The organism is Achromobacter ruhlandii (genome assembly GCF_002082135.1).
GTDB lineage: Bacteria > Pseudomonadota > Gammaproteobacteria > Burkholderiales > Burkholderiaceae_B > Achromobacter > Achromobacter ruhlandii.
Genome location: NZ_CP017433.1, coordinates 1,819,176 through 1,841,355 on the forward strand (window position 1 = coordinate 1,819,176; position 22,180 = coordinate 1,841,355).

At 69.6% G+C, this 22,180-nt stretch carries 16 protein-coding genes and 1 pseudogene; 11 read left to right on the plus strand and 6 right to left on the minus strand.

The genetic code is table 11. The features are described 5' to 3' along the window. The first annotated feature begins 6 nt into the window (after positions 1 to 6). The 3 genes from galE to AruCF_RS08340 all read left to right on the plus strand — a co-directional run bounded on the left by galE (position 7) and on the right by AruCF_RS08340 (position 3,103). Complete coding sequence (gene galE, locus AruCF_RS08330; protein WP_049072981.1) at positions 7 to 1,059, plus strand: UDP-glucose 4-epimerase GalE; 1,053 nt, start codon at positions 7 to 9, stop codon at positions 1,057 to 1,059. A gap of 183 nt (positions 1,060 to 1,242) precedes the next feature. Continuing rightward, positions 1,243 to 2,190 carry a serine O-acetyltransferase EpsC gene (epsC, locus tag AruCF_RS08335; protein WP_049072982.1) on the plus strand — a complete coding sequence of 316 codons (948 nt, stop codon included), beginning with the start codon at positions 1,243 to 1,245 and terminating at the stop codon, positions 2,188 to 2,190. 85 nt (positions 2,191 to 2,275) lie between these two features. Next, on the plus strand, positions 2,276 to 3,103 hold the full coding sequence (locus tag AruCF_RS08340; RefSeq protein ID WP_049072983.1) for an NAD-dependent protein deacetylase: 828 nt from the start codon (positions 2,276 to 2,278) through the stop codon (positions 3,101 to 3,103). A gap of 193 nt (positions 3,104 to 3,296) precedes the next feature. Here AruCF_RS08340 and AruCF_RS08345 read toward each other — a convergent pair whose 3' ends face one another. From AruCF_RS08345 to AruCF_RS08355, 3 genes are all read right to left on the minus strand, one after another. After that, positions 3,297 to 4,151 carry an inositol monophosphatase family protein gene (locus AruCF_RS08345; protein WP_049072984.1) on the minus strand — a complete coding sequence of 285 codons (855 nt, stop codon included), beginning with the start codon at positions 4,149 to 4,151 and terminating at the stop codon, positions 3,297 to 3,299. 198 nt (positions 4,152 to 4,349) lie between these two features. Continuing rightward, positions 4,350 to 5,819, minus strand: coding sequence for an NAD-dependent succinate-semialdehyde dehydrogenase (locus AruCF_RS08350; RefSeq protein WP_049072985.1), 1,470 nt, complete (start codon positions 5,817 to 5,819; stop codon positions 4,350 to 4,352). Positions 5,820 to 6,050: 231 nt separating this feature from the next. Beyond that, entirely contained in the window at positions 6,051 to 7,313 is a 1,263-nt protein-coding gene (locus AruCF_RS08355; protein WP_049072986.1) for a 4-aminobutyrate--2-oxoglutarate transaminase, read from the minus strand. Positions 7,314 to 7,408: 95 nt separating this feature from the next. Here AruCF_RS08355 and pdxR point away from each other — a divergent pair, with 95 nt between their 5' ends. Next, positions 7,409 to 8,938, plus strand: coding sequence for a MocR-like pyridoxine biosynthesis transcription factor PdxR (pdxR, locus tag AruCF_RS08360; RefSeq protein WP_366617436.1), 1,530 nt, complete (start codon positions 7,409 to 7,411; stop codon positions 8,936 to 8,938). Positions 8,939 to 9,083: 145 nt separating this feature from the next. Here pdxR and AruCF_RS08365 read toward each other — a convergent pair whose 3' ends face one another. Further along, on the minus strand, positions 9,084 to 9,995 hold the full coding sequence (locus tag AruCF_RS08365; protein ID WP_049072987.1) for a DUF72 domain-containing protein: 912 nt from the start codon (positions 9,993 to 9,995) through the stop codon (positions 9,084 to 9,086). Between the two features lie 110 nt (positions 9,996 to 10,105). Between AruCF_RS08365 and AruCF_RS08370 the strand changes: the two genes are divergently transcribed. The 7 genes from AruCF_RS08370 (at position 10,106) to AruCF_RS08400 (ending at position 20,658) form a co-directional block, all read left to right on the plus strand. Further along, positions 10,106 to 12,196: an ATP-dependent helicase gene (locus AruCF_RS08370; protein ID WP_049072988.1), complete on the plus strand. Its 2,091-nt coding sequence runs from the start codon at positions 10,106 to 10,108 to the stop codon at positions 12,194 to 12,196. Positions 12,197 to 12,320: 124 nt separating this feature from the next. Continuing rightward, on the plus strand, positions 12,321 to 13,331 hold the full coding sequence (locus tag AruCF_RS08375) for a magnesium and cobalt transport protein CorA (protein WP_049072989.1): 1,011 nt from the start codon (positions 12,321 to 12,323) through the stop codon (positions 13,329 to 13,331). Between the two features lie 102 nt (positions 13,332 to 13,433). Continuing rightward, a complete protein-coding gene (locus AruCF_RS08380; RefSeq protein WP_049072990.1) occupies positions 13,434 to 14,102 on the plus strand; it encodes a thermonuclease family protein in 669 nt (222 codons plus the stop codon). Positions 14,103 to 14,241: 139 nt separating this feature from the next. Next, the gene (locus AruCF_RS08385) at positions 14,242 to 16,479 is read left to right on the plus strand and encodes an ABC transporter substrate-binding protein (protein ID WP_104010806.1); all 2,238 of its coding nucleotides are present in this window, start codon (positions 14,242 to 14,244) and stop codon (positions 16,477 to 16,479) included. After that, positions 16,476 to 17,453 carry an ABC transporter permease gene (locus tag AruCF_RS08390; RefSeq protein WP_049072992.1) on the plus strand — a complete coding sequence of 326 codons (978 nt, stop codon included), beginning with the start codon at positions 16,476 to 16,478 and terminating at the stop codon, positions 17,451 to 17,453. Before AruCF_RS08385 ends, AruCF_RS08390 begins: the two co-directional genes overlap by 4 nt. A gap of 5 nt (positions 17,454 to 17,458) precedes the next feature. Continuing rightward, on the plus strand, positions 17,459 to 18,967 hold the full coding sequence (locus tag AruCF_RS08395; protein WP_049072993.1) for an ABC transporter permease: 1,509 nt from the start codon (positions 17,459 to 17,461) through the stop codon (positions 18,965 to 18,967). Further along, the gene (locus tag AruCF_RS08400) at positions 18,964 to 20,658 is read left to right on the plus strand and encodes an ABC transporter ATP-binding protein (RefSeq protein ID WP_049072994.1); all 1,695 of its coding nucleotides are present in this window, start codon (positions 18,964 to 18,966) and stop codon (positions 20,656 to 20,658) included. The genes AruCF_RS08395 and AruCF_RS08400 overlap by 4 nt, the downstream gene beginning before the upstream one ends. Before the next feature lie 55 nt (positions 20,659 to 20,713). Here the strand turns inward: AruCF_RS08400 and AruCF_RS08405 are convergent, their stop codons facing one another. Together AruCF_RS08405 and AruCF_RS29805 are read right to left on the minus strand one after the other, a co-directional pair. Continuing rightward, positions 20,714 to 21,253, minus strand: coding sequence for a MarR family winged helix-turn-helix transcriptional regulator (locus AruCF_RS08405; RefSeq protein ID WP_053085997.1), 540 nt, complete (start codon positions 21,251 to 21,253; stop codon positions 20,714 to 20,716). 28 nt (positions 21,254 to 21,281) lie between these two features. After that, positions 21,282 to 22,180, minus strand: a pseudogene (locus AruCF_RS29805) (collagen-like triple helix repeat-containing protein); the annotation flags it as partial.

Below are 22,180 nucleotides of genomic sequence, written 5' to 3' on the forward strand. Positions count from 1 at the left end.
GCGGGCATGACGGACATGCGCGTGCTGGTCACCGGGGGCGCCGGCTACATCGGCGCCCACACTCTGGTGGCGATGCTGGCGGCGGGCCAGCGGCCGCTGGTGCTGGACAACTTCAGCAACGGCAGCGCCGAGGCGGTGCGGCGGGTCGAGCGCCTGTGCGGCGCGCCGATCCCGCTGGTCGAGGGCGACATCCGCCAGACCGGGCTGGTGCAGGCGCTGCTGGCGCGCGAGGCGCGGCGCGGCGACCCGGTGCAGGCGGTGCTGCACCTGGCCGGCTGCAAGGCGGTCGGCGAATCGGTGGCCGATCCGCTCAAGTACTACGACAACAATGTGGCCGGATCGGTGGCGTTGCTGCGCGCCATGCGCGACGAGGGCGTGACGCGGCTGGTGTTCAGCTCGTCGGCCACCGTCTATGGCGAGCCGCGCTCGCTGCCGTTCACCGAGGCGCATCCGCTGGCGCCGGCCAATCCGTATGGCCGCAGCAAGCTGATGGTCGAGCAGATGCTGCGCGACCTGTGCGCGGCCGAGCCGGCGTTCGGCGCGGTGACGCTGCGCTACTTCAATCCGATCGGCGCGCATCCCAGCGGCCAGATCGGCGAAAGCCCCCGCGACGTGCCCAACAACCTGTTTCCCTATATCACGCAGGTGGCGGTGGGGCGGCAGCCGTTCCTGAACGTGTTCGGCGATGACTACGCCACCGCGGACGGCACCGGCGTGCGCGATTATCTGCACGTCATGGACCTGGCGCAGGGCCATGTGCAGGCCCTGGCCTATGCGGCCGGCCACCCGGGCTTCGTGGCGGTCAACCTGGGCACCGGGCAGGGCACCAGCGTGCTGGAGCTGGTGCGCGCCTTCGAGCGGGTCAACCAGTGCCGCATCCCGCTGCGCACCCGGCCGCGGCGTCCCGGCGATATCGAGCGGATGTGGGCCGATCCGGCCCTGGCCGCCTCGCTGTTGGGCTGGCGCAGCACGCGCGGCGTGGATGCCATGTGCGCCGATGGCTGGCGCTGGCAACAGGGCAATCCGCATGGCTATGACCCGGAGTCCGCGGCGTCATAACCCCAACGGCGTGTCGGATGGGTTCCGCGAAGCGGGCCGAGCGGTTACAGTTGACGGAAATATTGCGAAGCAGCATCGCCGCGCGGCCCCGCCGTCACGCGCGATGCACCGTCACCGAGGCACTGTCATGCTCGATTCTCATCCGTTCGCCGGCCCGGCCGGCATCCCGCAGGGGCTGTCCCGATGAGCGGCCCGGCCTACCTTCCCACCGCCCACTGGAACCTGGACAGCATCGTCTCGGGCCTGCGCCAGGCGCGCGTGGCCTGGCGCGGCCCGCGCGGCCGCCTGCGCGAAGACGCCGGCCTGCGCGAGTTCCCGTCGCAGGAAGCGCTGCGCCAGATCATCAAGGACCTCTGTGGCGCCTTGTTCCCGATGCGGCTGGGCCCCATCGACCTGCGCGAAGAGGTCGAGGACTTCTACGTCGGCCACACCATCGGCGCGGCGCTGGACGCGCTGCTGCACCAGGTCAACCTGGAGCTGCAATACGTCAGCCGCGACGATCCGGCGCTGCTGGCCGATTCGCAGCCGCGCGCCATCGAGATCGTGCGCCAGTTCGGCGCCGAGCTGCCGCGCGTGCGCGCCGCGCTCGACCTGGACGTGACCGCCGCCTACCAGGGCGACCCGGCCGCGCACAGCGTCGACGAAGTGCTGCTGTGCTATCCCGGCGTGGCCGCCATGATCCACCATCGCCTGGCCAACGTGCTGTACCGCCTGGGCGTGCCGATGCTGGCGCGCATCGTGGCCGAGATCGCCCACGCCGACACCGGCATCGACATCCATCCCGGCGCCACCATCGGCCGCAGCTTCTTCATCGACCACGGCACCGGCGTGGTGATCGGCGAAACCGCCATCATCGGCGACCGCGTGCGGCTCTACCAGATGGTCACGCTGGGCGCCAAGCGCTTCCCGCCGGGCGAGAACGGTGAACTCAAGAAAGGCCTGGCGCGCCATCCGCTGATCGAAGATGATGTGGTCATCTACGCGGGCGCCACCATCCTGGGTCGCGTCACCATCGGCAAGGGCTCGACCATCGGCGGCAACGTCTGGCTCACGCGCAGCGTGCCGCCGGGCAGCAACGTGACCCAGGCCAGCCTGGTCAGCGACACGCCGGATTGCGGCCTGGGCGGCTGAGGTCCGCGGTGCGGTGGGCGGCTTCGATGCCGCCCGCGTCCGGCCCGGGCGGCCTGCTCGCCCGCGCCTCGATACGGGAGCCTGGATGGACACACGTGTTTCGGATCTGGCCGCGCTGCGCGGCTTCGTCGACCGCCACCCGCGGCTGTTCGTGCTGACCGGGGCGGGCGTCAGCACCGATTCCGGCATCCCCGACTACCGCGACACCGACGGCGAATGGAAACGCTCGCCGCCGATGACGCTGCAGACTTTCATGGGCGGCGAATACGCGCGCGCCCGCTACTGGGCCCGCAGCATGGTGGGCTGGCGCCGTTTCGGCCAGGTGCAACCCAACGCCTCGCACCGCGCGCTGGCGCAATTGCAGCAGCGCGGCCGGGTGTCGGTCCTGGTGACGCAGAACGTCGACGGCCTGCACGAAGCCGCCGGCAGCCGCGACGTGGTCGACCTGCATGGCCGGCTCGACCAGGTGCGCTGCATGAACTGCGACTGGCGCGGCCGCCGCGATGCCTGGCAGGACACGTTGCACCAATACAACCCCGGCTGGATCGCCTTCGAGGCCGATGACGCGCCCGACGGCGACGCCGACCTGGAGGGCGTGGACTTCGCGTCGTTCCAGGTGCCGCCCTGTCCGGTCTGCGGCGGCATCGTCAAGCCCGATGTGGTGTTCTTCGGCGAGACCGTGCCGCGCGAGCGGGTCGACCGCGCCAATGCCGGCCTGATGGCGGCCGACGCGGTGCTGGTGGTGGGCTCGTCGCTGATGGTCTATTCGGGCTACCGCTTTGTCACGGCGGCCTCCCGCAACGGCATGCCGATAGCGGCCATCAACCTGGGCCGCACCCGGGCCGACAACCTGTTGACGCTCAAGATCGAGCTGCCCAGCGCGGTGGCGCTGGAAGCGCTGACGGCGGCGTAAAAGCGGGACGGACAGCGGCCGGTTTTTGACCGGTTTAACCAAGTGCCCGCCCTGTAAGGATTTTTTTGCGCCGTTACAGACCTTTCCAAAGGGTTGTCCACAGATACTGTGGATAATTCCTAGGGATTACCCCGATTTTGCGAGCAAGTTGGGGCTATTTTCGACGCATGCGTGGTCATCCGGCCCCGGTATTTCAGCCTTCGGCGTCGGCAATGGCGTCGCCCAGCAGGGCCTTGCGCGCCGCGTGCCAGCTGCCGGCATCGGGGGCGTACAGCAGGCCGCCGCTGCGGTGGGTGGGCTTGTAGGGCGAGCCGTCGAAGCGCGCCGCGTAGCCGCCGGCTTCGCGGTGCAGCAGCCAGCCGGCCGCGTGGTCCCAGGCGGTCAACTGGTTGTACAGCGCGACGTGGCTGTGGCCGGCCGCCAGCATGCGGTATTCGTGGGCGGCGCAGCGCAGGCTGGCGGTGCTGCCCAGGCGCGACAGGTTGCCGTTGACCGTGGTGCGCAGCGGCTCGGGCAGGGCGCCGGTGGAAATCAGGCCGTCCATGTCCTCGGGCGGCGCGGGAGAGGCCACGGCCAGCGGCGCCTGCTTGCCGTTCTCGTACTCCATCCAGGCGCCTTCGCCACGCACGGCCAGCGCGCTGTCGCGGTTGACCGGGTCGTAGATCACGCCGGCGATCACGTCGCCGCGATGGCAGGCCGCGATCATCATGCCGAACAGCGGCAGGCCGGCGACGTAGTTGCGGGTGCCGTCGATCGGGTCGATCAGGAACGCCAGTTCGGCGTCCACCAGCATGTTCAGCAGGGCGGGGTTGCGGGTCGAGGCTTCCTCGCCGATCAGCACCGCGCCCGGATGCAGCTTGGCCAGGCGCGCGGCGATCAGGCGCTCGGCGGCCTCGTCGGCGTCGGTCACCAGGTCGCGCGGCGAGCTCTTGTCGCGCACGCTGCCTTCGGGCAGGTTGCGAAAGCGCGGCATGACCTCCGCCTGCGCGGCTTCGGCCAGGATGCCGGCCAGCTTGCGGGTGTCGTCACGGGTAAAGGTTCTGCTCATGGTCGCTCGTCCAGGGAACGCGCAAATCTATCACGCCTGGGCGGCATTTGATCGCGATTTATAACCGCATGAACTTAAAGGGGATTTTGCACCTGTGCAGGAGTTATCTGCCAGGTTGTCCACAATTCCTGGGGATAAACGGGACCGGAGTCCCGTTTATCTTCCCCCGGGCGGGAGCCCGGGGGAGGCGGGACGCGCTCAGGCGCCCAGGTCGACGCAGAGGTACTTGATCTCGAGGTATTCCTCGATGCCGTACTTCGAGCCTTCGCGGCCCAGGCCGGATTGCTTGACGCCGCCGAACGGGCCGACTTCATTGGAGATCAGGCCGGTGTTGATGCCGACGATGCCGTATTCCAGCGCCTCCGACACGCGCCAGATGCGGGCGTAGTCGCGGGTGAAGAAGTAGGCGGCCAGGCCGAAGATGGTGTCGTTGGCCATGCCGATGACTTCTTCCTCGGACTCGAAGCGGAACAGCGGCGCCACCGGGCCGAAGGTTTCCTCGGTCGCGAAACGCATCGACTGGGTCACGTCGCGCACCACGGTCGGCTCGAAGAACGTGCCGCCCAGCGCGTGCGGCTTGCCGCCGGCGATGACCTTGGCGCCGTGCGCGGTGGCGTCGGCGATGTGCTCCTGCACCTTCTCGATGGCGTTGGCGTCGATCAGCGGACCTTGCGTCACGCCGTCCTCGAAGCCGTCGCCGACCTTCATGGCGTTGACCTTGGCCACCAGGCGCTTGGCGACTTCCTCGTACACGCCGGCCTGCACGTAGATGCGGTTGGCGCAGACGCAGGTCTGGCCGGCGTTGCGGTACTTCGAGGCCAGGATGCCGTCGACCGCGCGGTCCAGGTCGGCGTCGTCGAACACGATGAACGGCGCGTTGCCGCCCAGTTCCAGCGACAGCTTCTTGATGGTGGGGGCGCATTGCTCCATCAGCGTGCGGCCGACTTCGGTCGAGCCGGTGAAGCTCAGCTTGCGCACCACCTCGCTTTCGCACAGCGCCGCGCCGATGTCGCGCGAGCTGCCGGTGATGACGTGGAACACGCCGGCCGGCACGCCGGCTTCCTCGGCCAGCACCGCCAGCGCCAGCGCGGTCAGCGGCGTCTGCTGGGCCGGCTTGACCACCATGGTGCAGCCGGCGGCCAGGGCCGGGCCGACCTTGCGGGTGATCATGGCGGCGGGGAAGTTCCACGGCGTGATGGCGGCGGTGACGCCGATCGGCTGCTTGAGCGCCAGCAGGCGCTGGCCGGCCTTGGGGCTTTGCAGCACGTCGCCGTCGATGCGCTTGGCTTCCTCGGCGAACCACTCCAGGAACGAGGCGGCGTAGGCGATTTCACCGGCGGCCTCGGTCACGGGCTTGCCCTGTTCCGAGGTCATGATGGCGGCCAGGTCCTGCTGGTTCTGCATCATCAGCTGGGCCCATTTCAGCAGGATCGCGGCGCGTTCCTTGCCGGTCTTGGCGCTCCAGGCGGGCAGGGCGGCCTGGGCGCTGGCGATGGCCTGCTCGGTCTCCTTGCGGCCCAGCTTGGGCACCGACACGATGGTCTTGCCGGTGGAGGGGTTGTCCACGGGGATCGACGGGCCGTTGCCGGCGGATACCCACTTGCCGTCGATGTAGCAGGCGTCGCGCAGCAGTTCGGGGCGCGACAGGGGATGGGTCAATGACGTCATTTGCAATAGTCCTAAGAGTTGGGCCCACCCCCGAAGCGCTGCGCGCTTCCCCCTCAAGGGGGCATGCCCGCGGACCGGCGGAGCCGGATCCGCGGCATCCCGAAGGAGAGGCGCCGGTTCAGGATTGTGGGATGGCGTAATAGCGCCATGGAAGACGGATATCCGGCCGGGCGCGGCTCAAGCCTGTTCAGGCTGCTGCCCCTGACCGGATGAACGAAATGCGCCCGGTTTTTATGCTGCCAGGGCTTCGGCCAGGATGTCCAGCGCGCGGTCGAACTGGGCGTCGGGGATGGTCAAGGGGTACAGGAAGCGCAGGACGTTGCCGTACACACCGCAGCTTAGCAAGATCAGGCCTTGCTCGATGGCGCGGGCCTGCACCTTCTTGACCGCCTCGGCGTCGGGCTTGCCGTTGGCGTCGTTCAGTTCCAGCGCCACCATCGAACCCAGGCCGCGCACGTCGGCGATGCCCGGCACCTTGGCGCGCAGGCCCTCGAGGTGGGCGCGCAGCTTGTCGCCCAGTTGCACCGCGCGTTCGCACAGCTTTTCCTCGGCGATCACGTCCAGCACGGCGTGGGCCGCGGCCACCGCCAGCGGGTTGCCGGCATAAGTGCCGCCCAGGCCGCCCGCGGCCGGGCCGTCCATGACGTCGGCGCGGCCGACCACGCCCGAGATCGGGAAGCCGCCGCCCAGGCTCTTGGCCATGGTGATCAGGTCGGCCTGCACCGAGTGGTGCTCCATGGCGAACAGCTTGCCGGTGCGGCCGAAGCCGGTCTGCACTTCGTCGGCGATCAGCAGGATGCCGTGCTCGTCGCAGAGCTTGCGCAGGGCCACCATCAGTTCGGGCGGGGTGATGTTGAAGCCGCCTTCGCCCTGCACCGGTTCGATGATGATCGCGGCGACGCGCTTGGGATCGATATCGACCTTGAACAGCAGGTCCAGCGCCTTGAGCGAGTCGGCCACGGTGATGGACTGGGTGCCGTTGGGGAACGGCACGTGGTAGATGTCGCCCGGCATCGGGCCGAACGACAGCTTGTAGGGGGCGACCTTGCCGGTCAGCGCCATGCCCAGCATGGTGCGGCCGTGGAACGAGCCCGAGAAGGCGATGACGCCCGAGCGGCCGGTGGCCGAGCGCGCGATCTTGATGGCGTTTTCAACGGCTTCGACGCCGGTGGTGAAGAAGGCGGACTTCTTCAGGCCGTCGATCGGGGCCAGGCGGTTGATGCGCTCGGCCAGCGAGACGTAGCCCTCGTACGGCACGATCTGGTAGGCCGTGTGGGTGAAGTTGTCGAGCTGGGCGCTGACGGCGGCCTTGACCTTGGGGTGCAGGTGGCCGGTGTTCAGCACCGCGATGCCGCCCGCGAAGTCGATGTATTCCTTGCCGTTGGCGTCCCACAGCGTGGCGTTCTCGGCGCGCACGGCATAGAAGTCGCACATGACGCCGACGCCGCGCGGCGTGGCCAGGGAACGGCGGGTATTCAAATCCTGATTCTTCATCTCAGCCTCGGATGGCAAGTGGGCGGTAAACCCTTACTTTAATGCTACTATGGCCCCATTGGTGGGAACCACTTTTATAAATCAGGTAGAACCAATTGCGGTCCATCGTTGGAGACTTGCTGCAGCTGCGCCTGGCCGATGCCGCGGGCGGGCCGATGAACAAGCGGCTGTACCACGGTATCCGCGAGGCCATCCTGGATGGTTCGATTGCCGCCGACTCGCGCCTGCCGGCCTCGCGCGACCTGGCGGCCGAACTCGGCATCGCGCGCAACACCGTGGTGCACGTCTACGGCCAGTTGCTGGCCGAAGGCTATACCCGCAGCCTGCAGGGCAATGGCACCTTCGTCAATGCCTCGCAGCCCGACTCCTACCTGGCCAGCGGCCGCCAGTCGCGCCGCGCGCCGCCGCCGCAGCAGCGTCCGGCGCTGTCGGCCCGGGGCGCGGCCATTGTCGACGGCGTGTCGGCCTCGCCCTACCAATGGGGCGCCTTCATGCCGGGGGTGCCCGACCTGACCGAATTCCCGCACAAGAAATTCGGCCGCATCTTTTCCGCGCTCTGGCGCAACCCCACCCCCGATCTGCTGACCTATGCCTACGGCGGCGGCCTGCCGGCGCTGCGCGAGGCGCTGGCCCAGCACCTGGCGCTGACGCGCTCGATCGACTGCGACCCCGACCAGATCCTCATCACCGAAGGCTCGCACCAGGCCATTGACCTGGCCACCCGCATCCTGGGCGAAGCGGGCGAGACCGCCTGGGTCGAGGACCCGGGCTACTGGGGCGCGCGCACGGTGCTGCAGGCCAATGGATTGCGCACGGTGCACCTGCCGGTCGACGAGGAAGGCATGCGGCTGCCGGATCCGGATGCCGCGCCCGCCGTGGCGCCGCCGCGCTTCATCTTCGTGACGCCGTCGCACCAGTATCCGCTGGGGCCGGTGATGTCGCTGGCGCGGCGCCGCCAGCTGCTGGCGGTGGCGCGCCAGCATGGCAGCTGGATCATCGAGGACGACTACGACAGCGAATTCCGTTTCTCGGGCCGGCCGATCGCCTCGCTGCTGGGCCTGGAGCCGGACGCGCCCGTGATCTACATGGGCACCTTCAGCAAGACGCTGTATCCGGGCCTGCGGGTCGGCTACCTGGTGCTGCCCAAGCCGCTGACCGCGGCGTTCCAGGCGGCCCATGCCGAGCTCTACCGCGAAGGCCACCTGATGACGCACGCGGCGCTGGCCACCTTTATCGCCGAGGGCCACTACGCCGCCCATATCCGCCGCATGCGCATGCTGTATGGCCGGCGCCGCGCCATGCTGGTCAACCTGATCGAACGGCGCCTGGGGCCCGAGTGGCTGCATCGCGACGCCAGCCTGGCCGGCCTGCATCTGGTGCTGACTTTGCCGCCGCATATGGACGACCTGCGGGTGGTCGAAGTGGCGCGCCGCAAGGGCGTACTGACGCGCCCGCTGTCGCGCTACTACGTCGGCGCCGAAGGCCGCCGGCCCGGCCTGCTGCTGGGTTATGCCTGCGTGCCTGAGCACGACATCGCGCGCAAGTTCGAGGTGCTGCTGGAAAGCCTGGCCGAGGTGGCGCGCACGACGCCGGCCGCGCCGGCGGTGGCCGCGCAGCCGGCCTGACGCGGGCGGTCAAGGCTGGCCGCGCGGCACGGGCTTTGACGGCCGTTGGCGGGCTGCCGGCGCCTGCCGCCTGAGCGCGGCGATCACCCGGCCTGAGCGCCGCGATCCACCGGTCCGAGCGCCGCGATCACCCGGCCCGAACGCCTCAACCCGGGCGGTCCTGTCCACCGTCCAGCGCCGCCGCGAAGGCCGCGGCGTTGCGCATGCCCTGGTCCTCGAAGTTGGTGTTGAACACCGCGTGCGCCTGTCCGCTCTGGCGGGCCAGCTCCTGGAAGCGGCGCGCCAGTTCGGCCAGCTCGGCCTCGGAGTATTCATACTGGAAACGCCCGGATGAGGCGGCGCCGTTGGCGTTCCAGGTGGCCGCGTTGCGCCCGTGCAGGCGCAGCAGCGTCAGGTCGGGGTGAGTGCAGGCCCACACCGGCGGCACGCTGTTGTCGAAGCCCTGGGGCGCGTCCACCACCGTGTGGACCACGCCCAGTTCCCGTTCGAACGCCAGCGTGGCGTCCGTGGCGGCGGCTGATTCGAACCAGCCGCGGTGGCGGAATTCGACCGACAGCAGGTGTTCCGGCAGGCGTCGGACGCATTCAGCCACCAACGCCCGGCCGCGCGCGTCGCGCCGTATCCAGGGCGGGAACTGGAAGTGCACCGCGCCCAGCTTGCCGGCCATGCGCAGGGGTTCCAGCGCCAGCGTGTAGCGGCGCCAGAGCTCGTCGCGCAGGTCGTCGGGCATGGCGTGGTGGTAGATGACGGGCTCGGGCCAGTCGGCCAGCTCGCGGCGGATGTCGGCGGGCAGCGAGGCCAGCGGCGTCTGGTGGCCGGTGAAGAGGCGGTAGGCCTTGATATTGAAGACGAAATCGTCGGGCGTGCGCTGCGCCCACAGGTAGGCGTTGTCGGCGCTGGGCAGGGCGTAGTAGCTGGAATCGACCTCGGCCAGCCTGAAGCGGGTGGCGTAGAAGCGCAGCCGGGATTGGGCGTCGTGCGCCTCGCGCGGGTAGAAGCGGCCGCACGCCAGCAGCGTGGGATCGGTCCAGGAAGCGGTGCCGGCAAGCAGGCGCATGGCGAAAACAGGCGTATCGGGAGCGGGGGGCGATGCGGTTATGATACCTGGATATATCCCCAGGTATCGGGCCGCGCCGACCGCGCCCGCCGCCGACCATTCCACGCCCCATGTCCGACCAGAACTCCGCCCACCCGTCCAGCCGTCCCGATCCCCTGGCCGACCTCAACCCCGCCCAGCGCGAGGCCGCCGAATTCGGCGTCGGCGGCGCGGGCGACGACGGCCCGCTGCTGGTGATCGCCGGCGCCGGCTCGGGCAAGACCAACACCCTGGCGCACCGCGTCGCCCACCTGATCCTGAACGGCGCCGATCCGCAGCGCATGCTGCTGCTGACCTTCTCGCGCCGCGCCGCCCAGGAAATGGAGCGCCGTGTCGGCAGCGTGCTGCAGCGGGTCATGAACCTGCGCGGCAGCCAGCAGGCGCCATCGCTGCCGTGGGCCGGCACCTTCCACGCCATCGGCGCGCGCCTGCTGCGCGACTGCGCCCAGCGCATCGGCCTGTCCGAAGCCTTCACCATTCACGACCGCGGCGACGCCGAGGACCTGATGGGCATGGTGCGGCACGAACTGGGCCTGTCGTCCACCAAGTCGCGCTTTCCGCTCAAGGGCACCTGCCTGGCGATCTACTCGCGCGTGGTCAACAGCCAGACGCCGGTGGCCGACGTGCTGCACGCCACCTTCCCGTGGTGCGCGCAATGGGAGGACGAACTCAAGAACCTGTTCCGCGCCTACGTCGCCGCCAAGCAGGACCAGCAGGTGCTCGACTACGACGACCTGCTGCTGTACTGGGCCGAGATGATGGGCGACGCGGCCATCGCCGCCGACGTCGGCGCGCGCTTCGACCATGTGCTGGTGGACGAATACCAGGACACCAACCGGCTGCAGGCCGCCATCCTGCTGGCCATGAAGCCCGACGGCCGCGGCCTGACCGTGGTGGGCGACGACGCCCAGTCGATCTATTCGTTCCGCGCCGCCACGGTGCGCAACATCCTCGACTTTCCGGCGCAGTTCCCGCGGCCGGCGCGGGTCATCACGCTGGACCGCAACTACCGCTCGACCCAGCCCATCCTGAACGCCTCCAACGCCGTCATCGGCCTGGCGGCCGAGCGCTATGCCAAGGATCTCTGGAGCGACCGGCCATCGTCGCAGCTGCCCGAGCTGGTCACCGTCAGCGACGAGGCCGGCCAGGCCCGCTGGGTGGCCGACCAGGTGCTGGCGCAGCGCGAGGGCGGCGCCACGCTCAAGTCGCAGGCGGCGCTGTTCCGCACCTCCAGCCACAGCGCCGCGCTGGAACTGGAGCTGACCCGGCGCAACATTCCTTTCGTCAAGTTCGGCGGCCTGCGCTTTCTGGAAGCGGCGCACGTCAAGGACCTGCTGTCGCTGCTGCGCTGGGCCGAGAACCCGCGCGGGCGCATGGCGGGGTTCCGCGTGGCGCAACTGCTGCCCGGCATCGGCCCGGCCACCGCCGGCAAGCTGATGGACGCCATGGCGCAATCGGCCGAGCCGCTGCGCGCGCTGCGCGAATTCAAGCCGGGCGCGGCGGCGCAGGCGGAGTGGGGCGCGTTCGCCGACACCTACGCGGCCCTGGCCGACCCCAATCTGCGCTGGCCCGCCGACGTCGACCTGGCGCTGCGCTGGTACGCCGGCCAGCTCGAACGGCTATACGACGATGCGCGGGTGCGCAAGACCGACCTGGACCAACTGGTGCGCATTGCCGCCGGTTACCCCACGCGCGAGCGCTTCCTGACCGAACTGACGCTGGACCCGCCCGACGCCACCAGCGACGAATCCGGCGCGCCCTCGCGCGACGAGGACTACATGATCCTGTCCACCATCCACTCGGCCAAGGGCCAGGAATGGAAGGCGGTCTATGTGCTGAACGTGGTCGACGGCTGTATCCCGTCCGACATGAGCACCGGCACCGCCGAAGAGATCGAGGAAGAAAGGCGTCTGCTGTACGTGGCCATGACGCGCGCCAAGGAACGCCTGCAGCTGATCGTGCCGCAGCGCTTCTACGTGCACCAGCAGACCGGCATGGGCGACCGCCACGTCTACGGCTCGCGCACCCGCTACATCACCAACGCCATGCTGCCGCTGTTCGACCACCTGCCCAAGCTGCCGGACCTGCCCGCGCGCGAGGCCAAGGCGCCGCAGGCGCCGAGCGTGGACGTGGCCAAGCGCGTGCGCAACCTGTTCGCGTAGGGCGCGTTCGCCGGGGCTCGGACCCCGCGCGCACGCCCCCGCGCGGCGGCGCCGGTGGGCTATCATCGGCCGATACGCTGGATATACGCTGCACCCGCAGGGCTCGCATCGCCAAAGGATGTCTATGTCTACCGAAGCAACCGCCGCCGTCGCCGCGCCGCCCCAGGGCGAAGTCGTGGCCTCCATCGCCTATGTGAACGGCCGGCGCGACCACGAGGTGCCCATCGAGGAGGTGGGCAAGCACGTCGATCCCAAGCACGGCATGGTGTGGATCGGCCTGCGCAATCCCAGCCCCGAACGGCTGGCCGACGTCGTCAACCAGCTGGGCGCCTGCGACAAGAACCAGGAAGAGATGCTGGAGTCGCACCGCCGGCCCAAGATCATCGACTACGGCAACATGGTGCTGATCGTCGTCATCACCGTCGAGGTCGAGGCCGAGCGGCCCATCTTCGGCGAAACCCAGTTCCTGATCGGCGAGGGCTTCCTGGTCACGGTGCGGCGCGGCGCCACCGCCGGCCACAGCCCCTTGCGCGAACGGCTGGAGTCCTCGCCCGACCTGCTCAAGCGCGGCAGCGACTACGTCGCCTCCGAACTGCTGGACTGGCTGGTGGACCGCTACGTGGTGGCGGCCGGCAAGATCGAGTCGGTGGTCGAGGGCGCCGAGCAGAAGCTGCTGATCCGCGGCGCCAAGGACGCCGACATCCGCAGGCTGTACCGCCAGCGCCGCGACCTCCTGCGCATCCATACCGTGGTGTCGCCTCTCGCCGAGATCTGCCGCCGCCTGGCGCGGGTCGAGATGTCGGCGGTCGATGAACACGCGCGCCCGTATTTCGGCGAGGTGGCCGACCGCGTGCTGCGGGTCGATGAACTGTTCAACTCACTGCGCGAGTCGCTGGCCTTCGCGTTCGAAGCCAGCCTGATGATCGGCCAGGCGGCGCAGAACGACACCACCCGCAAGCTGGCCTCCTGGGCCGCCATCCTGGCGGTGCCCACGGCCATTGCCGGCATCTATGGCATGAACTTCAAGTTCATGCCCGAGCTGGAATCGCCGTTCGGCTATCCGGTCACGCTGGGCGTGATCGCGTCGGTCTGTTCGTTCCTGTACTGGCGTTTCCGCAAGTCGGGCTGGCTGTAGCGCGACGCGCGCCGGGAGCGTGACGGCGGCGACGCACTTTGCCGCGCGGCGCGGGCGCGGCTGTGGCAAACTGCCTGCGTTTTCCCCCCTGGAGCCCGGCCCGTGCGCGGCAATTCTCCCTTTCGCGGCGGCAGCAAGCTGACCGCCCTCATCGTCGCTCTGATCCTGGCGGCGGCGGGCGCCATCGTCAACTGGCTGCAGCCTTCCCGGCAGGGGGGCGAACGCCCCGCCGAACGTCCCGGCGCGGGCGCGCCGGCGTCGCCCGGCAAGGCCGGCGCGGCCCTGGCCGGCGGCGTCCCCGCCGGCAGCTATACCCTGACCGGCATGATCGTCAACGTGGCGGACGGCGACACCGTGACGCTGCGCGCGCCCGACGGCCAGCGCCGCATCCGCATGGACAGCATCGACGCGCCCGAAGAAGGCCATGGCGCCGACCAGCCCGGGCAGCCCTACGCCGAGGCCGCGCGTCAGCACCTGGCCAGCCTGGTGGCCGGCAAGACCCTGACCGCCCAGTGCTACGAAAAGGACCAGTATGGCCGCGACGTCTGCGCGCTGATCCTGGAAGACGGCCGCTCGGCCAACCGGCTGCAGGTCGAGGCCGGCTACGCCTGGGCCTACACCGCGCGCCAGGGCGATTACCTGCACGACAAGGCCATGCCCGACCTGCAGCGCCAGGCCAAGGCCGCCGGCCGCGGCCTGTGGGCCGGCAAGGACCCGATGCAGCCCTGGAAGTGGCGCTACGACTGCTGGCGCCAGCGCCAGTGCGGCTGATCGCCGCGGGGCGGCGGGGGTAATCCGTCCTGCTGCGCGCGGGGATCCGCCTCGGCAAGTTCCCTAGGGGGATGCCAGGGTACTGGGGCGGATGCACCTTTGCTATTCTCTGTCGCACTGAATAGAAGGAAAGGTTTCCATGCGTGCTTTGATGCGGCTCTGGGCGGCGGCCATGATGCTGTTGCTGGCGTTGGCGGGCTGCTCCCGGGAGGGCAGTCCCATCAACAGCCCCTATCCGGCGGGCGCCGAAAGCCAGAACACGCTTTATTCCGCCTTCGTCAAGCGTTCGCCCAAGTACCTGGATCCGGCCAGTTCTTATTCCGGCGATGAAACGCCTTATACCTACAACATCTATGAGACGCTGTATGGCTACCACTACCTCAAGCGGCCCTACGAACTGATCCCGCGCGCCGCGGCCTCGATCGACCCGCCGGTCTACCTGGATGCGCAGGGCAAGGTGCTGCCGGCCGACGCGCCGGGCGAGCAGATCGCCGAAAGCGTCTACGACATCAAGATCAAGCCCGGCATGCGTTTCGCGCCGCACCCGGCCTTCGCCCGCAAGACCGACGGCAGCTACGACTACTTCCCGATCGCGCCGGAGGACCTGGCCGACAAGTACGCCATCCCCGATTTCCCGCGCACCGGCACCCGCGAACTCACCGCCGACGATTACGTCTACGCCTTCCGCCGCCTGGCCAGCCCGCGCGTGGTGTCGCCCATCTATTCGCTGATGGCCGAATACGTCAGCGGCCTCAAGGAATATGGCGACCGCCTGCGCGAGCGCGACAAGGCGCTGCGCCGCGACCTGCCGGGCGGGGCGGGCGCCTCGTGGCTGGACCTGCGCGAGGCCGACGGCTTCACCGGCGTGCAGGCGCTCGACCCGCACACGCTGCGCATCCGCGTCAACGGCAAGTACCCCCAGTTCAAGTACTGGCTGGCCATGACCTTCACCGCGCCCGTGCCCTGGGAGGCCGACCGCTTCTACAACCAGCCCGGCATGGCCGAGCACGACCTGTCGCTCAACACCTGGCCGGTCGGCACCGGCCCCTACATGCTGGCCGAGTCGCTGCAGAACCGCCGCCACGTGCTGGCGCGCAATCCCAACTTCCACGGCGAGCCCTATCCCTGCGAAGGCGAGCCGGGCGACCGCGCGGCCGGCCTGCTGGACGATTGCGGCAAGCCCACGCCGTTCATCGACCGCGCCGTCTTCAGCGTCGAGAAGGAAGCCATTCCGCTGACCGGCAAGTTCATGCAGGGCTACTACGACGTGCCGCAGATCGAGCGCGGCGAGTACGGCGTGGCCATGCTGGTGGCCGCCGGCGACAGCCAGGACAAGGCGCGCAAGTACGCCGAGCACGGCATCCGACTGCCCACCACGGTCGAGACCGCCAACTGGTACATGGGCTTCAACTGGCTCGATCCGGTGGTGGGCAAGGGCGACACGCCCGAGCAGGCCGAGAAGAACCGCAAGCTGCGCCAGGCCATCAGCATCGCCTTCGACTGGGAAGAATACGTGGCGGTGTTCGAGAACAGCCAGGCCTCGGTGGCCTACGGCCCGGTGCCGCCCGGCGTGCTGGGCTACCGCGAACCGCCCGAGGGCGTGAACCCGGTGGTCTACGACCTGGTCGATGGCAAGCCGGTGCGCAAGCCGATCGAGGTGGCGCGCAAGCTGCTGGCCGAGGCCGGCTACCCCGACGGCCGCAACGCCGTGACCGGCGCGCCGCTGGTGCTGTACTACGACTCCATGACGGGCGGCGGTTCCAACCCGCAGTTCGACTGGATGCGGCGGCAGATGGCCAAGCTCGGCGTGCAGATGGACGTGCGCTCGACCGACTACAACCGCTTCCAGGACAAGATGCGGCGCGGGTCGGCGCAGATCTTCCTGTGGGGCTGGAACGCCGACTACCCCGACGCCGAGAACTTCCTGTTCCTGCTGTACGGCCCCAACGCCAAGGCCAAGGGCGGCGGCGAGAACGCCGCCAACTACGACAGCCCCGAATACGACAAGCTGTTCGAGCAGATGAAATTCCTGGACGACGGCCCCGAAAAGGAAGCCCTGATCCAGCGCATGGTCGCCATCGTGCAGCGCGACGCGCCGTGGATGTTCGGCTACTTCCCGATGTCGGGCGGCGCCTACCAGCAGTGGGTCGGCAACGCCAAGCCGACCCAGATGGTGCGCAACACGCTGCAGTACATGAAGATCGACCCGGTCCTGCGCGAACGCAAGATCGACGAGTGGAATTCCCCCATCTGGTGGCCGGTGGGCCTGTTCGCGCTGCTGATCGCGCTGGCGATCTGGCCGTCGTACGTGGCGCTCAAGCGGCGCGAGCGGCAGACCGCCTTCGCCCAGGCTTCCCGCAAGGAGCATCAATCATGATCGGCTACGTCATCCGCCGGCTGCTGTACGGCGTGCTGATTCTGATCGGCGTGAACCTCTTCACCTTCATCCTGTTTTTCGCCGTCAACACGCCCGACGACATGGCGCGCCTGGCCATCGGCGGGCAGCGCATCAGCCAGGACGCGGTCGAGAAATGGAAGGTCGAGCACGGCTACGACAAACCGCTGTTCTACAACGGCCAGGCCAAGGGCACGGCGCAACTGACCGACACCGTGTTCTACCAGCGCTCGGTGCCGCTCCTGGCGATGGACTTCGGCGCGTCCGACGGCGGCCGCGACATCGGCCGCGAGATCCAGACCCGCATGGGCCCGAGCCTGGCGCTGGCGGTGCCGACCTTCTTCCTGGGGTTGTTCGCCAGCATCGTGTTTTCATTGACGCTGGTGTATTTCCGCGCCACCCGGCTGGATTTCTGGGGCGTGGTGCTGTGCGTGATATTGCTGTCGATCTCCAGCCTGTTCTACATCATCGCCGGCCAGTGGATGTTCGCCAAGCTGCTGCGGCTGGTGCCGTTCTCCGGCTTCGAGGGCGGGCTGGACATGGTCAAGTTCCTGGCCCTGCCGGTGCTGGTGGCGATCGTCTCGCGGCTGGGCCCCGAGGCGCGCTTCTACCGCACCCTGTTCCTGGAGGAAATCGGCAAGGACTACGTGCGCACCGCCCGCGCCAAGGGGCTGGCCGAACGCGTGGTGCTGCTGCGCCACGTGCTGCGCAATGCCATGCTGCCGATCCTGACCAGCACCGTCGCGGCCTTGCCGCTGCTGTTCATGGGCAGCCTGATCGCCGAGTCGTTCTTCGGCATCCCGGGCCTGGGCAGCTACACCATCGACGCCATCAACGCGCAGGATTTCTCCATCGTGCGCGCCATGGTGTTCCTGGGCGCGTCGCTGTACATCGTGGGGCTGATCCTGGCCGACATTTCCTACACGCTGGCTGACCCCCGCGTCCGTTTCGAGTAGCCGCCATGCCCAAGTTCGTATTCCTCTGGACCGACATCGCGCTGTGGCTCATGGTGCTGGGCGCGCTGGCCTATGCCTGGCACGTGCGGCGCAGCCCGAACCTGCGCGCGACCTGGGCGCGGGTGGCGCGCGACACGCCCGCGATGTGCTCGGCCGTGGTGCTGGCGGCGTTCGCGCTGGTCGGCCTGCTCGATTCCGTCCACTACCGGCCGCAGTTGCCGCCCGCGCCGGGCGCGGCGGCCGACGCCGCCCCGGTCTACGCGCCGGCGGTCAAGTCGGCGCTGGACGGCCTGCTGGGCGGCAGCGTGCTGACCCAGCCCGAGAAGACCTATTCCAGCCCGCTGGCGGTGCGCCAGTTCACCAAGGAGACCCTGCTGGTCGACGACAAGCCGGTGCGCGACTTCCCGCGGCTGCGGGCGGCTGGCACGCACCTGGCCGATCCTGATCGTGACCACCTGGGCGACGTCTCTTACCGCCTCGGCCTGGGGCTCGCGGCGGGGCTGGCCGTGTCGTTGGTCGGCGCCGGCCTGCTGTTCGCCTGCCTGGCGCGGCGCGGCGGCGCTTCGGCCGCGGCAGAGGCTCTTCTGGGCGGGCGCGCCGAGGTGCCGTGGCGCGCCATGGCCATCACCTTCACCCTGCTGTGCCTGGTGGCGGGGGCGCTGGCCGGGCTGTCCAGCGGCTACCACGCCCTGGGCACCGACCGCATCGGCAACGACGTGCTGTGGCAGGCGCTCAAGAGCATCCGCACCGCGCTCGTCATCGGCAGCCTGACCACGCTCGCCATGCTGCCTCCGGCCATCATCTTCGGCATCGCGGCCGGCTATTTCAAGGGCAGGGTGGACGACGCCATCCAGTATCTCTACACCACCATCACCTCGATCCCGGGCGTGCTGCTGGTGGCCGCCTGCGCCCTGATGATGCAGGTCTATATCGACAACCACGCCGACCTGTTCGACACCTCGGCGGCGCGCGCCGACCTGCGCCTGTTCCTGTTGTGCATGATCCTCGGCTTCACCGGCTGGGCCGGCCTGTGCCGCCTGCTGCGCGCCGAGACCCTCAAGCTGCGCGAGCTGGAATACGTGCAAGCCGCGCGCGCCTTCGGCGTATCGCACTGGCGCATCATGACGCGCCATCTGCTGCCCAACGTTGCCCATCTGGTGCTAATCACCGTGGTGCTGGAATTCTCCGGGCTGGTGCTGTACGAGGCGGTGCTGTCGTACCTGGGCATCGGCGTCGATCCCAGCATGAATTCGTTCGGCTCGATGATCGATGGCGCCCGCCTCGAAATGTCGCGCGACCCCATGATCTGGTGGAACCTGATGACCGCGTTTCTCTTCATGCTGGCGCTGGTGCTGGCCGCCAACCTGTTCGCCGATGCCGTGCGCGACGCCTTCGACCCGCGCACCCGCCGCTACAAGCCGGGCCGCGTGCCCGGCATGGGCTGGTTCGGCCGCCGTCCGGGCGCCGCGCTGGCGGCCGATGCCCGCGCGGCCAAGCCGGGAGACACGCCATGAGCCAGGACCTTCGCCAGGACTCGCCCTTGCTGGCCGTGCAGGGCCTGGACGTGGATATTGCCGGCGACAGCGGCATCACGCACGCGGTCAAGCGCCTGCAACTGGCGATTTCGCAGCGCGAGACCTTCGCCCTGGTGGGCGAGTCCGGCTGCGGCAAGAGCATGACCGCGCTGGCGCTGCTGCGCCTGCTGCCGGATGCCGGGCGCATCGTCGGCGGCCAGATCGACCTGGATGGCGAAGACCTCAACCGCCTGCCCGAGAGCGCCATGCGCGGCGTGCGCGGCGGCCGCATCGGCATCATCTTCCAGGAACCGTCCACCAGCCTGAACCCGGTCATGCGGGTCGGCGACCAGATCATCGAGACGCTGGTGGCGCATACGCCGCTGCGCGGCGCCGCGGCGCGGGCGCGCGCCATCGACTGGCTGCGGCGGGTCGGCATCCCCGAGCCCGAGCGGCGCGTGGACGATTACCCGTTCCAGTTCTCCGGCGGGCAGAAGCAGCGCGTCATGATCGCCATTGCGCTGGCGGCGGAGCCCTTGCTGCTGATCGCTGACGAGCCCACCACCGCGCTCGACGTCACCGTGCAGGCACAGGTGCTGGACCTGCTGGCCGACATCCAGCGCGAGATCGGCATGGCGGTGCTGCTCATCACCCATGACCTGGCGGTGGTGCGCAACGTCGCCCACCACGTGGCCCTGATGCGCGGCGGCGAGATCGTCGAAAGCGCCAGCGCCGAGGAATTCTTCCGCGCGCCCAAGCACCCTTACGCGCGCCAGTTGTTCGACGCCATTCCCACCTTCGAGAAGCGCGGCGCGCCGCTCAGCGAGGGCGGCCGCGCCGCCCAGGGAGCGGAAGGCGCCAGGCGCCGGCCGCGCGAGCCCGGCGTGGTGCTGGACGTGCAGGACCTGAAGGTGCACTACCCGGTGCGCAAGGGCCCGTTGCGGCGGGTGGCCGCGTGGGTCAAGGCGGTCGACGGCGTGACCTTCACGCTGCGCGCCGGCGAAACCCTGGCGCTGTTGGGCGAGTCCGGTTGCGGCAAGACCACCACCGGCAAGGCGCTGCTGCGCCTGATCGACGGCGCCCGCATTTCGGGGCGCGCGATGCTGCAGGGGCAGGATCTGCTGACCGCCGACCGGGCCCGGCTGCAGCGCTTGCGCCAGGACATCCAGATCGTGTTCCAGGATCCGTACGCCTCGCTCGACCCGCGCATGCGCGTCGGCGACATTCTCGACGAGGGCCTGGAGTCGCTGCGCCGCGGCATGGGCGCGCAGGAGCGCCGCGACCGCGCCGCGCGGCTGGTCGAGCGCGTCGGCCTGCCGGCCAACACGCTGGCGCGCTATCCGCACGAGTTTTCGGGTGGCCAGCGCCAGCGCATCGCCATTGCGCGCGCGTTGGCGGTCGAGCCCAAGGTGCTGATCTGCGACGAGCCGACCTCGGCGCTGGATGTATCAGTGCAGGCGCAGATCCTGGATCTGCTGCGCGAGCTGCAGGACGAGCTCGGCATCGCCTACCTGTTCATCACGCACAACTTCGGCGTGGTCGAGTACCTGGCCGACCGCATCGCGGTGATGGACGGCGGCCGCATCGTGGAGCTGGGCGAGGCCGATGCGGTGTTGCACGCGCCGCGCCAGGACATGACGCGCCGGCTGCTGGAAGCGGTGCCGCGGCTGCAATTCGGCGCGCCCCAATGAAAACCGCGCCCGGATCCTCGCGGATCGGGGCGCGGCGTGCCTGTCGCGCGGGCGCTCAGTCGTGGGCGTTGCGGGTTTCCAGCCAGACCAGCGTGTCGTGCCTCAGGGCGCGCACGCATTGCGCCAGGAAGGCATGCACCACCTCCAGCTCGCCGGCGTCGTAGCGCCGGGCCATCAACACCACCGCCTCGGCCACCCATTGGCGTTCCTGGGCCAGTTGCTGGCATTGCTCCTCGACCGGCCGGATCACGATCATGCGGCGGTCCAGCGGGTGGCGGCCCCGTTGCACATATCCGGCCGCTTCCAGCCGGTTGATCAGGGCGGTGGCGCCGCCGGAGCTGATGCCCATCAGCTGGGCCAGCTGGCCGGTGGGGAGGGCATCGAACTCCATCACCAGTTCCAGCGCTTTCAGATCCGCCAGGGGGATACCCAGTTTCTCCGCCAGGGCCGACTGGCACGCCGCGTTGTACACGGCGAACTGCCGGCCCAGCATCAGGGCGATGTCGTCAAGCATTCCGGGCCGCAGATCATTATTGCGAGATTCAGGCATCACGGTCACATGCTCGTGGTGGACGATGGTTTCTTGTTGCAGCATGGCGTCGCTCCCTCACGGATCCGGTTGATTACTTCTTGGCCGACAGGCCGCCCAGCAGGCCGCCGAGCAGGCCGCCGTTGGTCGAGCCGTTGGCGCTGGTGCCGCCGCTGACGCCGGCCGTCACGCCGCCCAGCAGGCCACCGAGCAGGCCGCCGTTGCTGGCGGTGCCCGACGTGCCGGCGCTGGCGCCCGCGCTGGCTCCCGCGCCCGCTCCGGTGCTGGCACCGGCGCTGGCCGTGACGCCGCCCGTCAGGCCGCCCAGCAGACCGCCGTTGTTACCCGTGGTGCCGCCGGCCGTGCCGCCACCGGTGGCGCCGGTCACGCCGCCGAGCAGGCCACCCAGCAGACCGCCGTTGGCCGCGCCGCCCGTGGCGCCGCCGAGGTTACCGGTCACGCCGCCAAGCAGGCCGGTCACCGGGGCCAGCAGGCCGCCGTTGCCGCCCGTGGCGCCGCCGGTCACGCCGCCCAGGATGCCGGTGATGGGGCTGAGCAGGCCGCCGTTGTTGCCGCCCACCGCGCCGCCCAGGCCCAGGCCGCTGGTCAGGGACGCCACCGCGCCGGTGGCATTGGCCAGGGTGTTGCCGAGCGGGTTGGTGTTGCCCGGCGTGGCATTCAACAGGCCGCCGGCGCTGCTGACCGCGCCGCCCAGGCCCTGCAGCACGCCGTTCAGGCCGGCCACGTTGCCGCCAGGCAGTTGGCCGCCCAGGTTGCTGACGGTGCCGCCCAGCGTGTTGAGCAGGCCGGCGACCGGCGCGCCCAGCTTGGTGGTGGCGCCCACTTGCTGCGTCAGGCCGACCACCGTGCCGGCCAGCGGGCTGGCCGTCGGATCGAGCGCCGCGCCGATGCCGCCGAGGGTCGGCTGCAGGCCCAGCGGCAATACGTTGTCGACGGTCTTGCCGACGTTGCCCAGGGCCGGTTCGAGCAAAG

Excerpts from the sequence above, each read along its gene's own strand:
- galE (WP_049072981.1), top strand. The coding sequence starts at position 7 with ATGACGGACATGCGCGTGCTGGTCACCGGGGGCGCCGGCTACATCGGC.
- epsC (WP_049072982.1), top strand. The coding sequence starts at position 1,243 with ATGAGCGGCCCGGCCTACCTTCCCACCGCCCACTGGAACCTGGACAGC.
- AruCF_RS08340 (WP_049072983.1), top strand. The coding sequence starts at position 2,276 with ATGGACACACGTGTTTCGGATCTGGCCGCGCTGCGCGGCTTCGTCGAC.
- AruCF_RS08345 (WP_049072984.1), bottom strand. The coding sequence starts at position 4,151 with ATGAGCAGAACCTTTACCCGTGACGACACCCGCAAGCTGGCCGGCATC.
- AruCF_RS08350 (WP_049072985.1), bottom strand. The coding sequence starts at position 5,819 with ATGACGTCATTGACCCATCCCCTGTCGCGCCCCGAACTGCTGCGCGAC.
- AruCF_RS08355 (WP_049072986.1), bottom strand. The coding sequence starts at position 7,313 with ATGAAGAATCAGGATTTGAATACCCGCCGTTCCCTGGCCACGCCGCGC.
- AruCF_RS08365 (WP_049072987.1), bottom strand. The coding sequence starts at position 9,995 with ATGCGCCTGCTTGCCGGCACCGCTTCCTGGACCGATCCCACGCTGCTG.
- AruCF_RS08370 (WP_049072988.1), top strand. The coding sequence starts at position 10,106 with ATGTCCGACCAGAACTCCGCCCACCCGTCCAGCCGTCCCGATCCCCTG.
- AruCF_RS08375 (WP_049072989.1), top strand. The coding sequence starts at position 12,321 with ATGTCTACCGAAGCAACCGCCGCCGTCGCCGCGCCGCCCCAGGGCGAA.
- AruCF_RS08385 (WP_104010806.1), top strand. The coding sequence starts at position 14,242 with ATGCGTGCTTTGATGCGGCTCTGGGCGGCGGCCATGATGCTGTTGCTG.
- AruCF_RS08390 (WP_049072992.1), top strand. The coding sequence starts at position 16,476 with ATGATCGGCTACGTCATCCGCCGGCTGCTGTACGGCGTGCTGATTCTG.
- AruCF_RS08395 (WP_049072993.1), top strand. The coding sequence starts at position 17,459 with ATGCCCAAGTTCGTATTCCTCTGGACCGACATCGCGCTGTGGCTCATG.
- AruCF_RS08400 (WP_049072994.1), top strand. The coding sequence starts at position 18,964 with ATGAGCCAGGACCTTCGCCAGGACTCGCCCTTGCTGGCCGTGCAGGGC.
- AruCF_RS08405 (WP_053085997.1), bottom strand. The coding sequence starts at position 21,253 with ATGCTGCAACAAGAAACCATCGTCCACCACGAGCATGTGACCGTGATG.